This is a genomic window from Megasphaera vaginalis (ex Bordigoni et al. 2020), assembly GCF_900240295.1.
Lineage (GTDB): Bacteria > Bacillota > Negativicutes > Veillonellales > Megasphaeraceae > Megasphaera > Megasphaera vaginalis.
Window position 1 is genome coordinate 288,052 of the sequence record NZ_OEQB01000002.1, and the last position, 20,124, is coordinate 308,175.

The following is a 20,124-nucleotide window of genomic DNA, read 5'->3' on the forward strand; positions in this document are numbered from 1 at the left end:
GGAGTCGATGTGATGAAAGGAAAATTAGCGGCGTTGGCTGCATTCGTGCTGCTGGCGTGGGGGCCGGCCATGGCCGCGGACCTGTCGAATCTCGTCATTCTTCATACGAATGACAGTCACGGTTTTGATCAGATGACGGAAACAGAACAAGGGATGGCCGTCGTGGCGGCTTTGAAGAAGGAGTATGAGAACCAGGGACGTGACGTCTTGCTTGTCGACGGAGGCGACGCCATTCAGGATAATAATCTCGTCAATCTCAGCAAAGGCAGATCGGCCATCGCTATTATGAACAAGGCCGGTTATGATGCCATGACCTTGGGCAATCACGAATTCGATTACGGACAGGACGTCCTGTTGCAGCGTGTCCGTGAAGCTTCCTTTCCCGTCATCTCGGCCAATGTGTTCGTCGCGGCAACAGGGAGGACCCTGGTGCAGCCGCGGATGATGATTCACAAAGGCGACGTCAAAGTCGGGATTTTCGGCTTGACGACACCGGATACCGTGGTTTCGACGAATCCGAAGAACGTTTACGGTTTGACGATTTTGAATGACCGGGCGCTGTATGAAAATGCACAGCATGAAGTGGATCTGCTGAGAAAAGATAATTGCGACGTCGTTATTGCTCTGGGGCATTTGGGCAGCGACCCCGGCAGCAGCGGCCATCGGTCCGAAGATCTGTTGCAGCACGTCAACGGTATTGATATTTTTATTGACGGCCACGATCATAAAATCAAAAACGCCTATGTCAACGGTACGCTGTTGGCGGAAGCGGGCTGCCACACGGAGAATATCGGCAAGATCAGCCACGACGGCGGGTTGTGGCGGGAAGAGTTACTGCCGTACAGTGCCGGCAGGCGTCAAGATGAAGCGACGAAGGCCGTCATCGATGCCGAAGCCGCCGCCGTGGCGGCAGCCTTGGCGCGTGAATTGGGCAGGAGTGAAGTCCTGTTGAACGGCAACCGGGTACCAGGCGTGCGAACGATGGAAACGAACTTGGGCGACTTTGTTGCCGACGCCGTTCTTTGGCAGGCCCGCATGGCGGATCCCTTCGGGACGCCGGTCGACGCGGCCTTGGTCAACGGCGGCGGTTTGCGCGATTCCCTCAAAAGCGGCAATATTACTGTCGGCGATATTCATGCCGTGTTGCCGTATAGCAACCAAATCTGTACGCTCAGCCTTACAGGAGAAACTCTTTTAGAGATCATGGAAGCGGCGACGGCTGAAATACCGGAACCGATGGTGGCTTTTCCGCAGATCGCGGGATTGACGATGACCGTCAATACGAAGGTTCCGTACGAGCGAGGGCCGGTATACGAACATTCTACTGCCTATGCGCCGCGTCGTCCCGGCGCGCGGGTTACGATCCATGAAGTAGGGGGCAAGCCGTTTGACCTCAAGGCGACGTACAGATTGGCAACGTTTGAATTCATCTGCCGCGGCGGTGACGCTTACGGAGCCTTGACGATTCCCGGAAAAGGAACGAGCAGCATCATTGGCTACGTGGATACGGACGCTGTAGAGCATTATCTGACCGAGGCGTTAAATGGCCGGATTGACAGCCGCTACGGTTCGCCCCAGGGCCGTATTACGCTATTGTAATCGGCTATTTCTGGCGGCAGGCGTTGCAGGGAACAGGTATCAGACAAAAAGCGCTTTGCAGATATGATGACGGTTTTGCGACACACAAATAAAGAGCGCCAAATTTTCGGCGCTCTTTATTTGTGCATCGCCATATAGGTAATGAAAGCCGCATTCAGCCGTCGGAACCGTGCCGCTGCGAGTCAATATAGGCGATACGGATTTCGGCCGTGCCGATCGGAAATACATGTTATAGATAACTTTTTTAAATTCACGTATAATAAAGGTAAAGAAGGGATATCTATGGCTCGGTTCTATCGTATCTTGACGAGTTTCGTATGGGGATTCCTTTTTGCCGCCGTCTTGACGGCGGCGGGGCAGGAGATTGTGCTGTATGACAATACGGCTGATGACGGCTATGGAACGGCGCTGACGGCTTCATTGACCGGCACGGAGTATCGCGTGGAAGGCGCAGAGATACAGTTGGCCGATCAACTGTCCGCTGTTACGGCTGTCGAGGTTTTCGACTTTCAGGCTGCCGCGTACGGCAAGGCCCGAACCCCTTTATACTGGTATCCTCACTATGAAACGACAGTCGTCATTGCTGTCGACAGAAATCTTTGTAAAGAGGAAATTACCGGTTGGAATGATTTGCTGAAGAAAAAAATCCACGTACAGCTGCCAGTGCAGAAGTTGGAGTTATCGACCATTATCATGGCGGTGACCTACGGTCTGACGCACCAGTTGTCCGGCGATGAAGGATTCGATTTTTTACGGCAAATGGATGAAGCCGGACTGATTCACTGGGAATACGGGACGTCGGGACTGCAATATTTCAGTCCCGTTGCCGACGGTGCGGCGGAGGCGTATATTCTTTTCGATCATCAGGCGGAGCGGTTTCGCAGCCAGGGCGCTTTGTTGGAGGTCATCGTGCCGGCTGAAGGAACTCTCGTATTTACCAAGGGGTTGTTGGCACGGAGCGAACTGCCTATTAATGGAGCTGTTTTGCGGGAAGTTCTGCGAAACGAATGGCCGGAACGGTACGACGGCCAGCATCGCCCGGCGCAGGTGCAGCCGCTGTCGGCACAGGATAAACAACTGATTTTACAGGAAAGTTTGCGTTTGGCCGATGAGGAGCAAGCGCTTATCAGCCATTCTCAATATGTAACGATCGGCATCGTAGGAGAAAGTATTTTCTTTTGCTTTCCCTTAGTGTTTTTTGCGTTGTTTCTGACCCGTCACATGGAACGCCGGATCATGCAGCGCGGTGTGCGCAAGGCCGTACTGAGATTGGGAACGGTTCTGGCCCTGTTCATCGGTATTCGCATCCTGAAATATTTGCTGAACGATTCTGCAGGGGCCTTGCTGCGGCTACTCTGGTATACGTATGGCCCTTTTGAACTGCTTATCACCCTTTTTTTGCTTTGGATCGCCTATAGCATAGATCGTGATGTCGATGATTCGCTGCCGCCGCGCTGGTTGAAATATCTGGCCGGTGTCGACGGGGCTGTATCGCTCGTTTATCTGACGAATGACTATCATCAACTGGTTTTTACCTTTGCAGACGATTTTCTGCATTATCAGCATAATTACGGCTACGGCGCCTTGCATCCGCTCTTCCTGCTGCTCATTGCGGCGCAGGCCTTCGGCGCCGTCGGTTGGATGATGTATAAGGCTCGCAGGCAGCGAGTGCTGAAGAAAAAAGTCATTGTCCTGATCGTGCTGATCGTGCTGCTGGCGCTGTACCTTTATGCGTATATTGAGGGAATTACGCCTTTCAGGCGCACGCAGGTCGTTTTGGTCATCGTTTTTTTCTTGCTGCTCTTTTTGAAAGGCGCCTTGTGGAGCGGCATTATTCCTTCCAATCAGGGCTATATTAACCTCTTCGTCCATTCCGATTTATCTATGAAGCTTATGCATAAAGACGGAGAAATCGCTTTTTCGTCACGTTTTGCCGGTACGGAAGGCCGTATCGTACGTCAGTCGGAACTGCCCATTCGCGGCAGTCTGATACGCTGGGAAGAGGATATCAGTGAGCTTCAGGAAAAACAGGAAAAGCTTCTTCATATCGGGCAAGCGCTGCAACAATCTTACCGCCTTCTTGGGCAGGAACGGGAACTGCAGCTCGAATCAGGCGTATTCAGGGCCAAAGAACGGCTTTACGATGAAATAGAAGCCGTTTTTGCCGAAAAGAAAAGAGAACTCATGAAATATCTGGCTGTTTTGGAACGAGATGATGATTCTGCCGAGTTCTTTCAGGCTATTCGTCGGCTCAATTTGTTGGCTTGTTTTTTGAAAAAACGTTGTGTCATGTTGCTGCGGGGGAAGGAGCGGCAGGTTTTGGCGGCTCGGGAATTGCATCTTGCCGTAGAAGAGAGTAAAAAGTATGCCAATGAAGCGGGAATCTCCTGCGCCGTCCTTTATGATCTGTCAGGTGAGGTGCCGACAGAAACGGCGCTGCGCTTTTATGATATTATGGAGAATGTTTTGGAACAGGCGATACTGCATCGGTCGGCGCCGCTGATGATCACTTTTTACAAAAAAGAGAGCATCTGCATGACCTTTCGCTTCGCAGCTGCGGAACCGTGGTTGCAACAGCAGTCGCTGTATGTCAAGAAAAACGGTTCGGACAGCAGCGTGCGGATTTGTGTGCACGATGAAGACGGACTGTGCGGAATTGATGTGGTGCAGGAGGAGGGAGGTATATGACGGAAATTTTTCTATATCCTTCTTCGTGGCGCGCCTGTTTGGTAGTGGCCGCCATGGTCGTGTTGCTGCTGCAGTTTTTGACCTGGCAGGAAGGGTGGTCCCTTTCCTCTTATCGGAATGCAAGACGGTTTTGTTGGGATATGTCCGTCATGGGGCTGCCCTTTTCGACACTTGTTGTCTTTGTTTTCTCCTATTCCAGCATTCAGGGAAATTTTTTGCTTATTGATTTTTGCGATACCTTTCGCAGTGCCGTTGTCATCCTCTGCCTGCTGCAATGTGTTTATTGGTGGAACCAGTGCCCCGGTATCCGTTGGATTCCTGCCGCCGCAGTCGCGTCGCTGCCCGTTTGGGATCACTTCATGCCTTATCCGCTGTTAGGAGCCCTCGTTTTTTCCCTCTGCTACAGTTGGCGGCAATGGCGACATATCAGGAAAATACAGGCAGACAGCCTATCGGCCTATTCCATCCAGCAGGCTATCGACAGTATGCCTATGGGCATCATGCTAGCGACGATAGATGGCAAGGGGCTGCTGATCAACAAAGCGATGTTTTATTTGATGAGGATGCTGTTTAACCAGCATTTTCGCAATGCCCATGAATTATGGCGTCGCCTTCTCGGCTTTGCCGGCGCCTATGGGATCACTAAGGAATACTACGGAGATAAGATCTTGTTTCGTTTCCCTGACGGGAAAAGCAAGTTATTTTCCCGAACCGTTTTGCATTGGGGTAAGGAGCAAGCCATACAGATAACCGCTATTGATGTGACATTGCTCGACTCGCTGAATCAGACCTTGGAAGTGCAAAATGCCCTTTTTGAGCAGAACAGCCACGCTTTGAGAAATTCGCTCAAAAATTTGGAAAAAGTACAGCAAGGCAGGGCGTATACAGAAGTCGCCAGCAATATTCACGATCTCATGGGACAACGTATTACCATATTCCAACAGTTTCTCAAAAACAGAAGACTCAGTGACTACCAAAGCATTATTCCCCTTGTCGGCAGCGTCATGACGGATCTTCGCAGGGAAATTACGATTTCTGCCAAGCAATTATTGAAGCAGTTGTTGCAGACCTATTGCGGTATCGGTATTCACATCGCTATTGACGGCCAGTTACCGCAAGACGAACGATATTCCGGCATTTTTGTCCGTACGATGCGGGAAGCTTTTACAAACGCCGTTCTTCACGGCAAGGCGACGGCTATTACGGTGCAACTTGAAGAATCGGAAGAGATGTATCGGATCGTGATTGCCGATAACGGTGAAGGTTGCGCCGCAATCGTTCCCGGACAAGGGCTGCGCAGCATACGCCAAGCCGTCGAAGGGGCGGGCGGTACGTTGCGGCTTGAAGGACAGCCCCATTTTATGTTGGTCGCGGTTTTCCGGAAAGAGCGTGAAACGGAAGGGAGGAATAGCGATGATTAAGGTATTGATCGTAGATGACCAAAAAATATTGCTTGACGGTATTGCCGAGTTGTTTCACGGCAGTGATCTGGTGACCGTCGTCGGCAGCATCACTTTGCCTGATCTGGTGGAGATTTACTGCAGCCGGAAAGCCCCCGATCTGGTTTTGATGGATATTTGCATGGAGAGCAAAACGACAGGTTTTTTTGTGACGAAACGGCTGAAGAAAAAGTTTCCGAATCTTAAAGTTGTTTTGATGACAGGGTTTCCCGAATGGAATTTTATTCAGAAAGCCCGTGAAGCCGGTGCCGACAGTTTTATTTACAAAGACGGCTCGGCAGATGATTTTATTTCCTGCATACGGCGAACGATGGAAGGCGAACATGTCTATCCTCTTCCGGACGGCAAGGAGTCTTTCGGCTTCGGTTTTTATGACGCCCGGCTGACGCGACGTGAAATGGAAATTTTGTCTCTGTTGTGTCGAAATATGAGCCGGAAGGAAGTGGCGCAGGCGTTGGGGATCGCAGGGAGTACTGTCAATTTCCATATTAACAATATGCTGACGAAAACGGGTCACAAGAACATTGTCGGTCTTGCCGTCGAGGCGGCGAATCGGGGGTATATTGATCCGGAGGTGGGAGAATAGAAAAAGGAAGGACCGTAAATTTTACAACCCTTGCGTTCAAGGCAGCTATCCGTTATAAAGAATAGCTGCCTTTTTGCCGTGTTGAAATGACTACGTGAAAATAGGGCACTGCAGTTGCAGTGCCCTACCGGGAGAGAACGGGTCACGCCGAAGTGTTTGAACGGCAAGGCGTATTAGGCCCGTTATTTTTTTAACGTGCTGTTGATGCGGACATCTTTCAAGAAAGGAATCGTCGGCTTTTCCGTTTCGGCCAGAGGTTCCCGAATGCTTTCAAAGGTCGTCGTCAGCATCAGTTTCAGTCGGTTCGTCTGATTGACGGAACTGGCGCTGGGATCGTAGTCGATGGCAACAATGTTCGTATCGGGGAAAGCGGCCTTCAAGGTCTTGATCATGCCCTTGCCCGTTACATGATTCGGCAGGCAGGCCCAAGGCTGGAGGCAGACGATATTTTTGGCTCCACGTTTGATGAGGTCGATCATGTCGCCCGTAAGAAACCAGCCTTCGCCGGCAACGTGACCGAGGGAGAGGAATTCTTTCGCTTCGGCGGCAATATCGTAAATGGACGTAATGCTGTCGAAATGACGGCTCTTTTTGACGGCATCGGCATAGGGCTTGCGATACCAGTCGAGCAGTTTGACGGAAATCTTACTGGCTGCCGAAGAGAGCCACGTGCCGGAAAGATATTTATGGCGGAACTGGCTGTCCAAAAGACCGTAGTAAAAGAAGTCGGCCAGTCCGGAGACGATGATTTCGCCGCCTTCCTCTTCAATCATGCGGACGATTTGATTGTTGGCGATAGGATGGAATTTGACATAGATCTCGCCGACCAAACCGATGCGCGGTTTCTTTTCGCCGGTCATGCCGATGTTGTCAAACTCTTCAATGAGATTGTGAATGTTTTTCCTGAATGTGGCGATATCGGCTTTGATCAAATCGGCGGCGCACTTTTTCTGCCATTTTTTGAAGAGCGCTTCCGCAGTCCCTTTGACTTTTTCGTAAGGCCTGGTGCGATACAGGACCTGCTGGAGGGCATCGCCGTAAATCATCCCCTGTAACAGGCGATGCCAGAAACCGATTTTCGGATCAAAGCCGGGCTGGCGGTTCAAGCCTTTCGTATTCAATGAGATGATGGGGATATTCGGCATGTTGGCGTCAGCCAGGGCTTTGCGGATCATGCCAATGTAGTTTGTCGCGCGGCAGCAGCCGCCGGTTTGCGAGATGATAACCGAAGTGTTGTCCAAATCGTATTTGCCGGATTTTAAGGCCGTGATGATCTGGCCGAGCGACATGATGGCCGGATAGCAGGCGTCATTATGGATATAGGCCAACCCCGTATCAATGGCCTCCTGACCCTGATGAGGCAATAATTCCATATGAAATCCCGCATGGGCGAAAGCGGCCTGAAACAGGGGAAAGTGGATCGGCGTCATTTCCGGCGCCAAAATGACATGCGTTTTCTTATCCGCTTTTGTAAAGATCGCTTTTTCATAGGAATAAGGTTCCGTAATCTCTTCGCTTCGCTGACGATGGTTCATGACGAAAAGCAGCGAGCGGAGACGGATGCGGATTGCGCCGAGATTAGAGCCTTCGTCAATCTTTAGCAGCGTGTGGATTTTATGACCGTGTGTCAGTATTTCCTGCACCTGATCGGCAACGATGGCGTCCAGTCCGCAGCCGAAAGAGTTCAGTTCGACGAGCTCCAGATTATCGTGCGCGGCGACATATTGAGCCGCTCGATAGAGCCGTGAATGATATGACCACTGATCGACGACGCGCAGGTGCCCGGGAAAGCGGCCGAGAGGCGCAACGCCGTCTTCCGTCAGGACGGCAAGGCCGAGGCTGTTGATCAATTCCGGAATACCGTGATTGATTTCCGGATCGACATGGTAAGGCCTGCCGCTGAGGACGATGGCCCGTTCGCCGTTTTTATCAAGCATGGCCAGCGTTTTTTCCGTCACGTCGCAGTATTCTTTTTTATACCGTTCTTCTTCGTCCCAAGCAGCTGTCGCTGCAATTCGGATCTCCTCCTTACCGAGATTCCAGACTTGAAGTTCTTCCTGAAGACGGGGAATAATGCGCTTTTTATCATGGAGCGGCAGGAACGGACAAAGGTATACGGTGTTGCTGTCTGCGAGCCGTTCCGACATGTTGTGTCGGATCACTTCGGGATAACTCATGACCATCGGGCAGTTGAACGTATTGTCCTTCGATTCTTCGGAAGGGCCGTTCTGGATGCAGGGATAAAAAATACGGTCGACACCTTTTTCGAGCAGGTTTTCAATATGGCCGTGGACGAGTTTTGCCGGATAACAGGCCGAATCTGAAGGGATCGTATCCATCGCTTTCTGAAACAGCGCTTTTGACGATGTGTCGGAAAGGACTACGGTATAGCCGAGCTTCGTAAAGAAGGTAAACCAGAAGGGGTAATCTTCATACATGTTCAATACCCGCGGCAAGCCGACCGTACCGCGCGGCGCATCGGCAAGGGGGGTGTAATGTGCGAACAGGCGGGCATATTTAGTTTTGTAAAGATTGGGGAGTACTTTTCTGGCCGCATTGACGGAGCCGGCGGCGCCGCGTTCACAGCGGTTGCCGGTGATAAAGGAACGGCCGTCGTTAAATGTGTTGACCGTCAGGAGACAATTATTGGTGCATTGACCGCAATGCCTGATGGACGTATCGACGCGCAAAGCCTCCAGTCCGGCAGCGTCCAGGAGCGTCGTCTTGACGTGATCGGCATGATAAGCGGAACGGCAGATCAATCCCATTCCGAAGGCTCCCATGAGTCCGGCTATGGATGGCCGGATAACGTGGCGGCCCAGCAGCTTTTCAAAAGCGCGGAGCACGGCGTCATTGTAAAAGGTACCGCCCTGCACGACGATATGGTTGCCTAATTTGGCAGGGTCTTTGACCTTTATTACCTTATATAAGGCGTTCTTAATAACGGAATAAGACAGGCCGGAAGAAATATCGGCCATGGTGGCGCCTTCTTTTTGCGCCTGTTTTACCTTGGAATTCATGAAAACGGTGCAGCGCGAGCCCAGATCAATAGGCGCTGAGGCGGTTAGCGCCGCCTTGGAAAAATCTTCTATCGACATGTTCAGTGATTTTGCGAACGTATCCAAAAAGGAACCGCAGCCTGCAGAGCAAGCCTCATTGAGCAAAATGTCTTCAATATGGCCGTCTTTGAGGCGGCTGCACTTCATATCTTGTCCGCCAATATCCAAAATGAAGTCAACGTCAGGGCAAAAATGAGCGGCAGCTTGGTAGTGTGCGATTGTTTCCACTTCGCCCAAGTCGATATGAAGGGCTTCTTTCAAAAGAAATTCACCGTAGCCGGTAATGCCTGTTTTGGCGATAAAAGCGGTAGACGGCATTTTCCTGTAAATAGCCGCAATGATATCTTTTGCCGCCTGTAAAGGACTGCCTTCGTTGTTTTGATAATGAGAATAGAGAATCTTATTGTCTTCGCTGAGCAGCACGGCTTTGATCGTCGTTGACCCGGCATCGATGCCGAGATAGCAGGGGCCGCTGTATGCGGCAAGATTACCGCGGGCTACGGTATGTGAACCGTGGCGTTTTCTGAATTCAGCCAGTTCTTCCGGCGAGACGAACAGCGGTTCAATACGATCCGATTTGGCCAATGTCGATTCGTCAACGCTGCGCAATTGTCCCATGAGGTTCATGAAGGATATGGGGGCGGCGTCAAAGCTGCCGAGGGCTGCGCCGATAGCCACGTAGACCTGTGCGTTTTCAGGGGTGACGACATGCTCCGCATCAAGGTGCAGTGTGTCGGCAAACTGTTGCCGCAGCTGCGGCAGAAATGTCAGCGGGCCGCCTAAAAAGCAAACGGTGCCACGGATCGGCCGGCCGCAGGCCAGCCCGGTAATCGTCTGCAAAACGATGGATTGCAGTACGGAGGCGGAGACGTTTTCTTTGCTGGCGCCGTCATTTAACAGCGCCTGCACATCTGTTTTGGCGAAGACGCCACAGCGCGCGGCAATGGGATAGAGCGTGTCCGATTTTTCCGCCAGGGCATTCAGTCCGAGCGCATCGGTGTGGAGCAAGGTGGCCATTTGATCGATAAATGCGCCGGTGCCGCCGGCACAATTGCCGTTCATGCGGTGTTCATTGCCGCCTGTCAGATAGGTGATCTTGGCGTCTTCTCCGCCCAGCTCAATGATTACATCCGACTGCGGGTGGTACGTGCGGACCGCTTTGGTGCCGGCAATTACTTCCTGGACGAAAGGGATGTGCAGATAATCTGCCAGCGCGATACCGCCGGACCCCGTAATAGCGACGGTGATCTGCTGATCGCCGAAAATTTCATAAGCATTTTCCAATAGATCCCATACTTTTTGGCGGATGTCCGTATAATGGCGTACATAGCAGGCATGAAGGCACTGCTTCAGGTCGTTGAGAACGGCAATTTTTACTGTTGTCGAACCGATATCGATGCCGATATGAAGTAAATTTTTCATTGTATTCACCATGCCGGATAACCGGTCTTTCTGTAGACTTTTTAGACTATAGAATACTGAAATAGTCTATCTTACATTATACCATATGAAGCTAATTCGTGAAGAGGAGAAATAGATACGGTTTAAAATAAAAAAATCTGTCGAAAGAACAGGCTTTTGATGAAAATATTTTTGGTATTATCCCAGAATAAAGTATGGTACAATGAACGAGAACCATTCATTACGATTTGAAGGAGGAACTGCAATGAAAGAGTTTGTGACGGAACATCAATCGCCGTATCTGGATCTATCGGCAGAAGTGACGGAAATTTTATATCGGGGTAAGTCCGATTTTCAGGATATTCTCGTTGCCGATACGAAGGAGTTCGGCAGAATGCTGGTCTTGGACGGCGTATTTCAGACATCAATTAAAGATGAGTTCATATATCATGAAAGTATCGTCCATATTCCTCTATTTTTGCATCCCAATCCGAAACACGTCCTTATCATCGGCGGCGGTGACGGCGGCGCTGCTCGTGAAGCAGTACGGCATCCTGAAGTGGAAACGGTGACGATGGTCGATATCGACGGCAAGGTCATTGAACTGGCAAAAGAATTTTTGCCGGAAATCTCTCGGGCTATGCTGGAAGACGATCCGAAGTTGACAGTCAAGGTAGGAGACGGCATCGCTTATATGAAACAGTCGAAAAATTATTATGATGTCATTATCGTCGACTGTTCCGATCCTGTCGGTCCCGGTGAAGGCCTCTTCACCTATGATTTCTATAAAGACACGTACAGTGCGTTGACGGCAGACGGTATTTTTGTGCAGCAGACGGAATCTCCGTTTATGCATCAGAAACTGGTCAAAGACGTTTTTTCTTGCGTATCCGATATTTTCCCCGTAACCCGTCTTTATACCGCCTTTATTCCTCTGTATCCGAGCGGCATGCACTGCTTTACGCTGGGATCGAAGCACTATGATCCCTTGCAATGGACGCCAAGTCGGCGGCGGTCGTTTGCGACCAGATATTATAATGAAGGCATTCAACGCAGCGCGTTTGTCTTGCCGAACTTTGTTAAAGACTTGTTGTATGGTGCCAAGGCACGGTAAAAATACCCTTGACAGAGTATTTGAATGATGATAGAATTACCTACGTTACCGATAGTCTGTAAGGTTTTGTCTTGCGCATCGGAATATAGGTATATGGCGGGTATGGTGAAGTGGTTAACACGGCGGATTGTGGCTCCGTTACGCTAGGGTTCGAGTCCCTATACTCGCCCCATACAGGGGTATAGCCAAGTGGTAAGGCACCGGACTTTGACTCCGCTATGCGCTGGTTCGAATCCAGCTACCCCTGCCAGGTATGATCCACTAGCTCAGTTGGCAGAGCACCTGACTTTTAATCAGGGTGTCCCGAGTTCGAATCTCGGGTGGATCACCAATACGGGAAGAGGATGACCGTGATGACGGCGTTCTCTTCTTTTGCTTTTCTGCCCCGTTTTCGATACGAAAGAACAACAGGCTGTGCCGACGGCACAGCCTGTTGTTTTTTATTTTCATAAGAAAAAGACGAGCATGTCAATGATAAACGTTGGAATCAGAATTGCACAGGACCAACCCATGTAACCGAAAAAGCTGGGCATCTTAATGCCGTTTTCTTCAGCAATTGATTTTACCATGAAGTTCGGTGCATTGCCGATGTACGTATTGGCTCCCATGAAAACGGCGCCGGCAGAAATCGCTTCCAGCATCGGCACGGCGACGGTACCGACTGTGGTCGCAATGCCCGATGTTGCTCCCAAAGCGCCGGCAGTCTGCAGAAATACCAAATATGTCGGCGTATTATCCAAAAAGGATGATAACGCGCCGGCGGCCCAAAACATTTGCCACGGCTGATTGAGACCGAGCTCCGCTCCGTGCGTCTTCAAGAAGATCAAAGCCGGAATCATGGTGATGAAAATACCGATGAATAGTTTGGCGACTTCAAGGATCGGCGCATGAGAGAAACTGTTTAGTTCCCGCGTGGATTGTTTCGTCATTTTTAACGATAAGAAGGATGCTGCAAGGATAATGATAATTTCGACCAATGTTGCGTAGGGGAAAATGATTTCGTCAAAAACGGGAATACCGGCGCCGTCAGCGAAGGCCGGAATCATTTTCGGTAAGACACCGTTGGCAACGACACCGATGATGATCATAAAGATGAAGATGAAGTTGTACAAGCCTTCAATGCGGATCGGTTCTCTTACTTCTTCCGCCAACTCGTCAATGGGATAACGACCTTCGGCCAATTCTTTTTTGTAGTAGTGCCTGTCAATAAAATAGAAAAGGGCGAAAAGCAGGATCATATTAAAGACTAAAATGGGGAAAAGGTTAAATGTCCAGGTGAACGGAACGCCGCGCTGGAAGCCCATGAAAAGAGGCGGATCGCCAAGGGGCGTTAAACAGCCGCCGATGTTGGCGACCAGGAAGATGAAGAAGACGACTATATGCACTTTATATTTTCGCCATTCGTTGGCACGGATCAATGGACGGATCATGACCATTGCGGCGCCGGTCGTGCCGATCCAGCTGGCTAAAATTGTACCGATAAAGAGCAGCGCTGCGTTGACCCTGGTCGTTCCGGCCAGCGTTCCTTTGACGGCAATGCCGCCGGCAGCGGCAAAGAGGCCGAAAAGAAGAACGATGAAGGGAATGTAGTCCAACAGCACCGATTCCAGGAGCCGGAACCAGGCTTCGCTGAGTCCGTAAGCGATAGCAAAAGGGACAAGGAAGACGAGGGACCAGCCCAGAGCGACCAGAAGCATGTTTTTTCCCCACCAGTCCGGTTTTACGAGAGGAATAATGGCAATAGAAAGCAACATACCGACAAAGGGGATGATGCTCCAGAGCGGCAGGGTCTGGTTGACCAGATGATGCGTACCTTCATCGGCAAACACTGCGGGGATACAGCAGAGAAGGACCGTTAAGGTACAAATGAGTGTGCGAATGTTGTTCTTCATGAAAACCACCTTTCTTGTAACACTAGGGAAATTATAGAAGGAACTGATCCGGTTGTAAAGAGAACGGAGCCGGAATCCGGTGAAAAGCCGCGTTGGCAGAAATGAGAATAACCGGTCGATATGTAAAATGCATTGTTGCTTTGTTTATATTGAATAATCAAGAACAGTATATCACAGTGAGCGTAAAGATTACACTGTCAGTTTGCAATTATCCTTAAAAGGAAGACAGGCGGTAAAAAGAGGGATGATCGTTTCAGGGGCCTGTTATCCTGTTGAAATAACGGTATCATTTTTTGTAAAAACTGTAAATTTGTAAAATCGGATAAATTACCGGCAGTATAAAGAAGGATATTTCAACTTCAGTATAGAATATTATTAATATCACGAAAAAGGTGCACGAGGAGGGATTCATTATGAAACAATATAAAAATATCATTGTGCCGACTGACGGTTCCGAAAATTCCAGACGGGCATTGGAACATGCCGTAACGATTGCATCCGTTTTGGGAGCGACGATTACGTTGGTTTATGTTGCGAATATTGTTTCCGTTATTTCCAATTTTGATCAAATACCGAATGCCAGCGGTTATGTAACCGAACAGGTAGCGCTGGACATGGAGGAAGAAGGAAAGAATGTTTTGGATGACTGCGCCAAAGCGATTCCGCAGAATATAGAAGTAAAGACCGTTTTTGAAGTAGGATCTCCGGGGCCGGCAATTTTATCCGTTGCCAAAAAGTATAATGCCGATCTGATCGTTATGGGCAGTCGCGGTTTGGGGCCGTTAAAGGGACTGTTTATGGGCTCTGTCAGCAGTTTTGTTGTCACTCATTCCTTATGTCCTGCCATGATCGTTAAATAATTTAAGCTTATAAAAAGGTCTCTCCCGATAGAGGAGAGACCTTTTTAGTATGGGATTTGCCGGTTTTATGATATACTGATATAAGCAAATTTGTATAAATTTTTGGAAATTATGGAGACGGTTTATTTGCCTGGAGGGTATGGCATCATGACGAATAAACAGAAAGCACGATCGGAACGTCGCATTGAGGAATGGGCTTCCCGTGGCTGGCTTACATCTGAAGGAGAAAAGCAGCTTCGCCATCAAATGATGGAAGAGATTCAACCGATGGTTGGCATGGCTCTTTCTTTACATGTTATCATCGGGATCATCAGCATTCTTTTGGCCGGCGTGATCGGGGCATGGGCCATTGCCGAGTTTTGGGCTCATTTCACACCGGGCATCCGCTTGGTACTGGCGGCCGTTCTTTTGGCGTTATCGCAGGTCGGAGCGGCGGTTCTGCTGCTGCAGGGACAACAGGGGGCTCTGCGGGGAGAAATCGGTTCCGTCGTCCATTACCTGTTTCTTTTTGTAGCCTTTGCAATCGTTAAGCAAACGTTTTATGTGGGTTGGGATGCACCGTCATACATAGCCCTTTGCGCTGTTTTGGGACTGCCTGCCGTGTATTTGCTTCGCGCGGCGGCAGGGGTATTGGTGTATTGTCTGTCCGTATTGGCGTGGGTTTCTCTAAGTGGCTTTGTCGATGCACCTGGCGGCGTCGGGTTTATGTGGTTTCTGTTGCTTTTGCCGCTGCCGCTTTATGGCGTTTTTATGAAGCAAGGGGATGAACTGCGTCTTTCCGTTTTCTCTTGGCTCATGACTATTACACTGTATACGTCATTCGGCATAGCGATGATAACGGAAGAATATATTCCCTTTTTGCTGTTAGCGTCGCTGGCTGTGACTATGATGCTTATTGGATATTCTATCGATATTCACAAAGCGTACGGGGTGCCGTTTCGTTGGTTCGGGCGTTTTGCCGCCGCCGGATCGTTGCTGCTTTCTTGTTTGCCCCCTGTTTGGAACGGCATTGCCGCCATTGAAGGGTTTCATTGGACAATGACGGCAATGGTGTTGGCTCTTTTTGCCGTAATGATCGGGTTGTTGGCCAAAGAGGTGAAAAAGGTTCTTTGGAGCCCGCTGTTATATGTCGTGATTCCGCTGCTTTTAGGCGGCGAGACACTATTGGTGCGCAGCGGCATTTATTCGTCGCTGCCGTTGTTGCTGTCCGCGGTATATGCGATTTTTATCGGAGGATATGAGCTTCTTCAAGGCTTGAAACCGGGCCATCTGGGGCATCTTCGCTTCGGCATCATCGTATTGGTCCTTTTAGTCTGCGCAATTTCGGCAGGCGGTGTATTTTCACCGGCCGTACTTGTTGTAACTGCGGCCGTATTATTTCTTTTGTTTATTCAAGGAAGACGGCTGATGCGGAAAAAAGGAAAGAGCGGGCGTTCGTTGAATGTGACGAAAACGGTTACGTCTGTGCGAAAAGAAAAGAAACGGGCTGCCGTACATGAGCGGGATGGAGAAACGGGCGTGTCAGCGACGCAAGAGGAAGCGCCGTCTTGGATGCAATTGGATGATGGGGCTTCGGTAAACATGACGGCTGTCGACACGGTAATACCGAGAAAAACAGAAAGTTCTCTTTTTGTAGAACCCGTATTTCATTCTCCCGAAGATATTCCCGCAGGCGGTTCAGGTGTTTTTTCGCAAAGCAGCTCACGGGATGAACGGAAAAAGGCCGAACCATCGCCGTGGAGCGCATCTTCCGCGGCAACACCGGCTGGCGGTGCAACGTCGCCTTGGACGAATAGCGGCGTTGCGCCGAAGCGGGAAAAGGTGTTCAGTCATTCACCGTGGTCGCAGGAAGGAGAGCGACGATAATGAAAGGAGTAACGGAATTCTTCAATCGCACGGTCATGCTGGGGCTCTGCCTTTTCGTCGTCATCGTGCAAATGGGAATGCTTTTTTATTTCAGTTGGCGTTATTATAATATTTCCGTTGACGGAATTCCCTATCAGTGGCGGTGCTTACCGCGCCTGGAAACGGGACCGTTCGGTACCGACTATATTCATGTCATCTTTCCTGAGGATACGACGGCATGGCTTGACGACGTGCCGCCGGCAGAAGGGCAGACGATTTATGTCACCATTTCCCGGGATGCGGCCGGCTTGATGGAGATACAAGGCGCTTCCGCGTCTAAACCGTCTCAACGTAATGCTGATTATATGGAAGCGACGGCTGTTGCCTTTGACGGCAGCACGATTCAGTTTCAAGTTCCTTTCGATCGCTATCGCATAGCTGCAGATAAGCGCGACGGCATCTATGATATTAACGCGTCCGACAGTGTTATTGCCAGCATCCGCATCAAGCGCGGCAAAGGCGTTGTCGAAGGGGTGTATGTCAACGGTGTGCCGTTGGAATCATGCAGCAGCGGAGCAGCCGTCGAAGCGACGCGGCGCGGTAAGCAGCCGGCTCAGAGTAAAGGGCAGCAGATTCGCATTGTCGAACCCGGCATGGTACCGCCGCAGGACGAATCTTAACTGGTGAGGAGGTGATAGCGTATATGAAGAGATCTTGGCAGATAGCGGTGTCGTTTGTATTAATCCTGGCTTTTCTGCTGTTGTCCGGCTTTCGGGCACAGACGATTATCCATGATGACGGCAGTGAAACGCAGGATATTTTGAAAGTTTCCGACAGCGACAGCGGGCAGAAAGCGCTGCGCGATGATGCTGATGATTTTCAAAAACGTGATTATATGATCATGGATTACAGCAACAGCAACGGAGAAGGCTTTCGCGCCATGAAAACGATTACGACGGAAAATGCGAACCGCAGCTCTATTGACAAAATCGTTCACAGAACGCACGACGGTTTGATTTGTACGATGTATTACATTGATTATCTGTATACCGATAGCAGCATGAGTCGGCTCCAACTGGGACGGCCGACGGCGGAAGACGGCAGCGATCTGGAATACAGCGTTTCTTTTCCTTCCGGTGCGCAGGTAAAGAGTAACAGTACGACTAGTGATCAGCAGAGCAGTACCTATACGTGGAAACTTAGTAATACTCAAAATGCCCGGCTTCAGTTGCAGGCAACGGTTTGGCATAAGTTAACGATTTACGGCCTTTTATTTTTCATTATATTGTTTGTTTGTATCGTATTGGTGATGGAACACCGCCGTCGGAACATGATCAGCTGGAAGCAGGCGTCGCGCATGCGGACGGTGGAGATCTTTTTGCTCTTGGTGCCGGTATTCATTTTAGGGTACATGGCGTATGATTATTATGCCGGTACGCATATTACGTCGTCGACTTTGCAGTCAGTGGCACAGCAACAGGAAGAAGAGAAACGATTGCAGCAGGAAGAAGAACGAAAAGCGAAGGAAGAAGAATCACAGCGGCAGCGCGAAAAGGAAATCACCATGTCCAAGGTACGGAGTAAGTCACTGGAACTGTCGGCGTCGTTGCGGGAGCTGAATCGGCGCTATGAAGCAGGGAAGCTCAGTCGTGCCGAAGCGCGGAACGAAGCGGCTTCGTTGGCCGATCAGGCGCGAGCTCTTTTACAGGATAATCAAGGTAAGATTTCCGAAGCAGACAGCGGGGCGCTGGAAGAATTGGTGCAGCGTATTGTGGATGAGGCGAATACGATCGCTTCAAAGGACGTCAAGAAAGTGGAGAAGAAGGTACAGCCGAAGGTGACGAATCGCAGCAAGTCCGCCGGTTCGAATGATCAGAGCGGCAGCCGTGATACCGATGACAACTCGAGCGGCAATGACACAACGCAGCCGGCAAAGGGAAAAGAAAAATAGTCTGGCGTAACGTTGGTTTCATATTAACAAATTAAAAAAAAGATGATACAATAAAAAAAGCGGGTATCAGGTAACGTAGCAGATGTCGTGTAGATATTACAGAGGAGGTATTTGGAAGCATGCATTGTGTACAAGAAATTAAAAACGGTATTTATTGGGTAGGCTGCAACGATTTCGGCACCCAAATGTTTGAACGGGTTCTGCCGATTCCGGAAGGTGTTTCCTATATTACGTATTTTATCGACGATGAGAAGACTTGTCTTCTCGATTCAATGGATAAAAGCTGCCGCGACGAGTTTTTGGAAAATGTGGAATACTTGCTGCACGGGAGAAAGTTGGACTATTTTGTCATTCAACACATGGAGCCGGATCATGCGAGTTCTGCGCTGGCGTTGATTGAAAAATATCCCGATGTCAAGATCATCGGTCAAGCCCAGACTTTTCAACTCTTTGAACAGTTCTATCGTCATCCTATGCCGGATAACTACATACCGATCAAAGACGGCGACCAATTAAAGCTGGGTAAGCATGTTCTTCAATTTATCAAGGCGCCGATGGTTCATTGGCCTGAAGTGTTCATGTCCTACGATCTGACAGATAAATTTTTGTTTACGGCCGATGCTTTCGGTATGTTCGGTACTGTCGGCAACATCTTTGCCGATCAAGTCGATTTTGATGAATATTACCTTGATCCGGCCCGCCGTTACTATGTAAATATTGTCGGAAAATATGGCGTTCAGGTCATGAATGTGCTGAAAAAAGCTGCGGCTTTGCAAATTGATTGCCTTTGCCCTATTCACGGACTCGTTTTCCGCACTCCTGAAACGATTAAGTATATTATTGATAAATACCTTCATTGGGCTCAGTATCAGCCGGAGAAAAAAGGCGTTCTCATTGCTTTTGCGTCAATTTACGGAAATACGGCCCGTGCCGTGAATGTCTTGGCGCAGAAATTGAGCGAACGGGGCGTGCGGAACATTCATCTCTATGACGTATCCAAAACCCATCCGTCTTTTATTTCGGCCAAGGCGTGGGAATACAGTCATCTGGTGCTGGCTGCGCCGACATATAATTTGAACCTGTACCTGCCTATGGAAAATTTGCTGCATGATATGAGCACGCTTCTCTTCCAGAATCGAAAAATCGCAGTATTGGGTTGTCATAGCTGGCGTTCTGTGGCGCATAAGGAAATGATGAACTATGTCGAAAACGTTTTCAAGAATTGTGAACTTTTCCCGACAACGATTGATATGAGGTCGTCGCTCCAGGACAATGAAGAATGTGTTATTGAGTCTATGGCTGATGAAATTTCCGAAGATTACAAAGCATATCCCGACCCGGATACCTTGGTATAATATAGAAAGACTGCCCTTTAGGGCAGTCTTTCTATATTACGGACAGCCTTTTCGATTGTTGCCGGCAATGTTATAATAAGGAAACGGAATGTTGAGGAGGCGATATGATGATCATCCGTGATAATACGGCCAAGAGCGGCGATGCTCATAAGGAAAGTGAAGTCAGGAATACAGGAGAAGAATTGAATCTGGACTTAGGACGCCCCATGACGGAAGAGGAAGAAAAAATTTTTGCCAAGTTGAAAGAAGGCCTCGGACTGTAGCGGTAGGAAACAGGAGAGACGTTGCAGTTATCGTGAACGGCGTTGTTTCGA

General features: G+C 49.6%; 13 protein-coding genes and 3 tRNA genes. 14 read left to right on the forward strand and 2 right to left on the reverse strand.

Annotated elements, in window-relative coordinates:
• The first annotated feature begins 12 nt into the window (after nucleotides 1-12).
• The 4 genes from C0977_RS03925 to C0977_RS03940 all read left to right on the forward strand — a co-directional run bounded on the left by C0977_RS03925 (nucleotide 13) and on the right by C0977_RS03940 (nucleotide 6,333).
• The gene (locus C0977_RS03925) at nucleotides 13-1,599 is read left to right on the forward strand and encodes a bifunctional metallophosphatase/5'-nucleotidase (protein ID WP_101912514.1); all 1,587 of its coding nucleotides are present in this window, start codon (nucleotides 13-15) and stop codon (nucleotides 1,597-1,599) included.
• Nucleotides 1,600-1,881: 282 nt separating this feature from the next.
• Nucleotides 1,882-4,287 carry an ABC transporter substrate-binding protein gene (locus tag C0977_RS03930; RefSeq protein WP_159459030.1) on the forward strand — a complete coding sequence of 802 codons (2,406 nt, stop codon included), beginning with the start codon at nucleotides 1,882-1,884 and terminating at the stop codon, nucleotides 4,285-4,287.
• Complete coding sequence (locus C0977_RS03935) at nucleotides 4,284-5,708, forward strand: hypothetical protein (protein WP_101912516.1); 1,425 nt, start codon at nucleotides 4,284-4,286, stop codon at nucleotides 5,706-5,708. Before C0977_RS03930 ends, C0977_RS03935 begins: the two co-directional genes overlap by 4 nt.
• The gene (locus C0977_RS03940) at nucleotides 5,701-6,333 is read left to right on the forward strand and encodes a response regulator (RefSeq protein ID WP_023054665.1); all 633 of its coding nucleotides are present in this window, start codon (nucleotides 5,701-5,703) and stop codon (nucleotides 6,331-6,333) included. The genes C0977_RS03935 and C0977_RS03940 overlap by 8 nt, the downstream gene beginning before the upstream one ends.
• 182 nt (nucleotides 6,334-6,515) lie before the next feature.
• On the opposite strand, the gene C0977_RS03945 is transcribed toward C0977_RS03940, so the two are convergent.
• Nucleotides 6,516-10,814 (reverse strand): 2-hydroxyacyl-CoA dehydratase, encoded by a 4,299-nt coding sequence (locus C0977_RS03945; protein WP_101912517.1) that lies wholly within the window; start codon nucleotides 10,812-10,814, stop codon nucleotides 6,516-6,518.
• A 244-nt stretch (nucleotides 10,815-11,058) separates the two neighbouring features.
• Between C0977_RS03945 and speE the strand changes: the two genes are divergently transcribed.
• The 4 genes from speE to C0977_RS03965 all read left to right on the forward strand — a co-directional run bounded on the left by speE (nucleotide 11,059) and on the right by C0977_RS03965 (nucleotide 12,238).
• Nucleotides 11,059-11,907, forward strand: coding sequence for a polyamine aminopropyltransferase (speE, locus tag C0977_RS03950; RefSeq protein ID WP_023054605.1), 849 nt, complete (start codon nucleotides 11,059-11,061; stop codon nucleotides 11,905-11,907).
• Nucleotides 11,908-12,003: 96 nt separating this feature from the next.
• A tRNA-His gene (locus tag C0977_RS03955) sits at nucleotides 12,004-12,079 on the forward strand.
• A gap of 3 nt (nucleotides 12,080-12,082) precedes the next feature.
• Nucleotides 12,083-12,157, forward strand: a tRNA-Gln gene (locus tag C0977_RS03960).
• Between the two features lie 5 nt (nucleotides 12,158-12,162).
• A tRNA-Lys gene (locus C0977_RS03965) sits at nucleotides 12,163-12,238 on the forward strand.
• A 115-nt stretch (nucleotides 12,239-12,353) separates the two neighbouring features.
• Here C0977_RS03965 and C0977_RS03970 read toward each other — a convergent pair.
• On the reverse strand, nucleotides 12,354-13,799 hold the full coding sequence (locus C0977_RS03970) for a sodium:proton antiporter (protein ID WP_023054611.1): 1,446 nt from the start codon (nucleotides 13,797-13,799) through the stop codon (nucleotides 12,354-12,356).
• Nucleotides 13,800-14,212: 413 nt separating this feature from the next.
• On the opposite strand from C0977_RS03970, the gene C0977_RS03975 reads away from it, so the two are divergent.
• The 6 genes from C0977_RS03975 (at nucleotide 14,213) to C0977_RS10830 (ending at nucleotide 20,073) form a co-directional block, all read left to right on the forward strand.
• The gene (locus C0977_RS03975; RefSeq protein ID WP_101912518.1) at nucleotides 14,213-14,659 is read left to right on the forward strand and encodes a universal stress protein; all 447 of its coding nucleotides are present in this window, start codon (nucleotides 14,213-14,215) and stop codon (nucleotides 14,657-14,659) included.
• A 147-nt stretch (nucleotides 14,660-14,806) separates the two neighbouring features.
• Nucleotides 14,807-16,525, forward strand: coding sequence for a DUF2157 domain-containing protein (locus tag C0977_RS03980; RefSeq protein ID WP_159459031.1), 1,719 nt, complete (start codon nucleotides 14,807-14,809; stop codon nucleotides 16,523-16,525).
• Complete coding sequence (locus C0977_RS03985; RefSeq protein WP_234987567.1) at nucleotides 16,525-17,184, forward strand: hypothetical protein; 660 nt, start codon at nucleotides 16,525-16,527, stop codon at nucleotides 17,182-17,184. The genes C0977_RS03980 and C0977_RS03985 overlap by 1 nt, the downstream gene beginning before the upstream one ends.
• Nucleotides 17,185-17,207: 23 nt before the next feature.
• Nucleotides 17,208-18,455 carry a hypothetical protein gene (locus C0977_RS03990; RefSeq protein WP_023054610.1) on the forward strand — a complete coding sequence of 416 codons (1,248 nt, stop codon included), beginning with the start codon at nucleotides 17,208-17,210 and terminating at the stop codon, nucleotides 18,453-18,455.
• Between the two features lie 119 nt (nucleotides 18,456-18,574).
• Entirely contained in the window at nucleotides 18,575-19,810 is a 1,236-nt protein-coding gene (locus tag C0977_RS03995) for an FprA family A-type flavoprotein (protein ID WP_101912520.1), read from the forward strand.
• 104 nt (nucleotides 19,811-19,914) lie between these two features.
• A complete protein-coding gene (locus tag C0977_RS10830) occupies nucleotides 19,915-20,073 on the forward strand; it encodes a hypothetical protein (RefSeq protein ID WP_023054647.1) in 159 nt (52 codons plus the stop codon).
• Nucleotides 20,074-20,124: the final 51 nt, after the last annotated feature.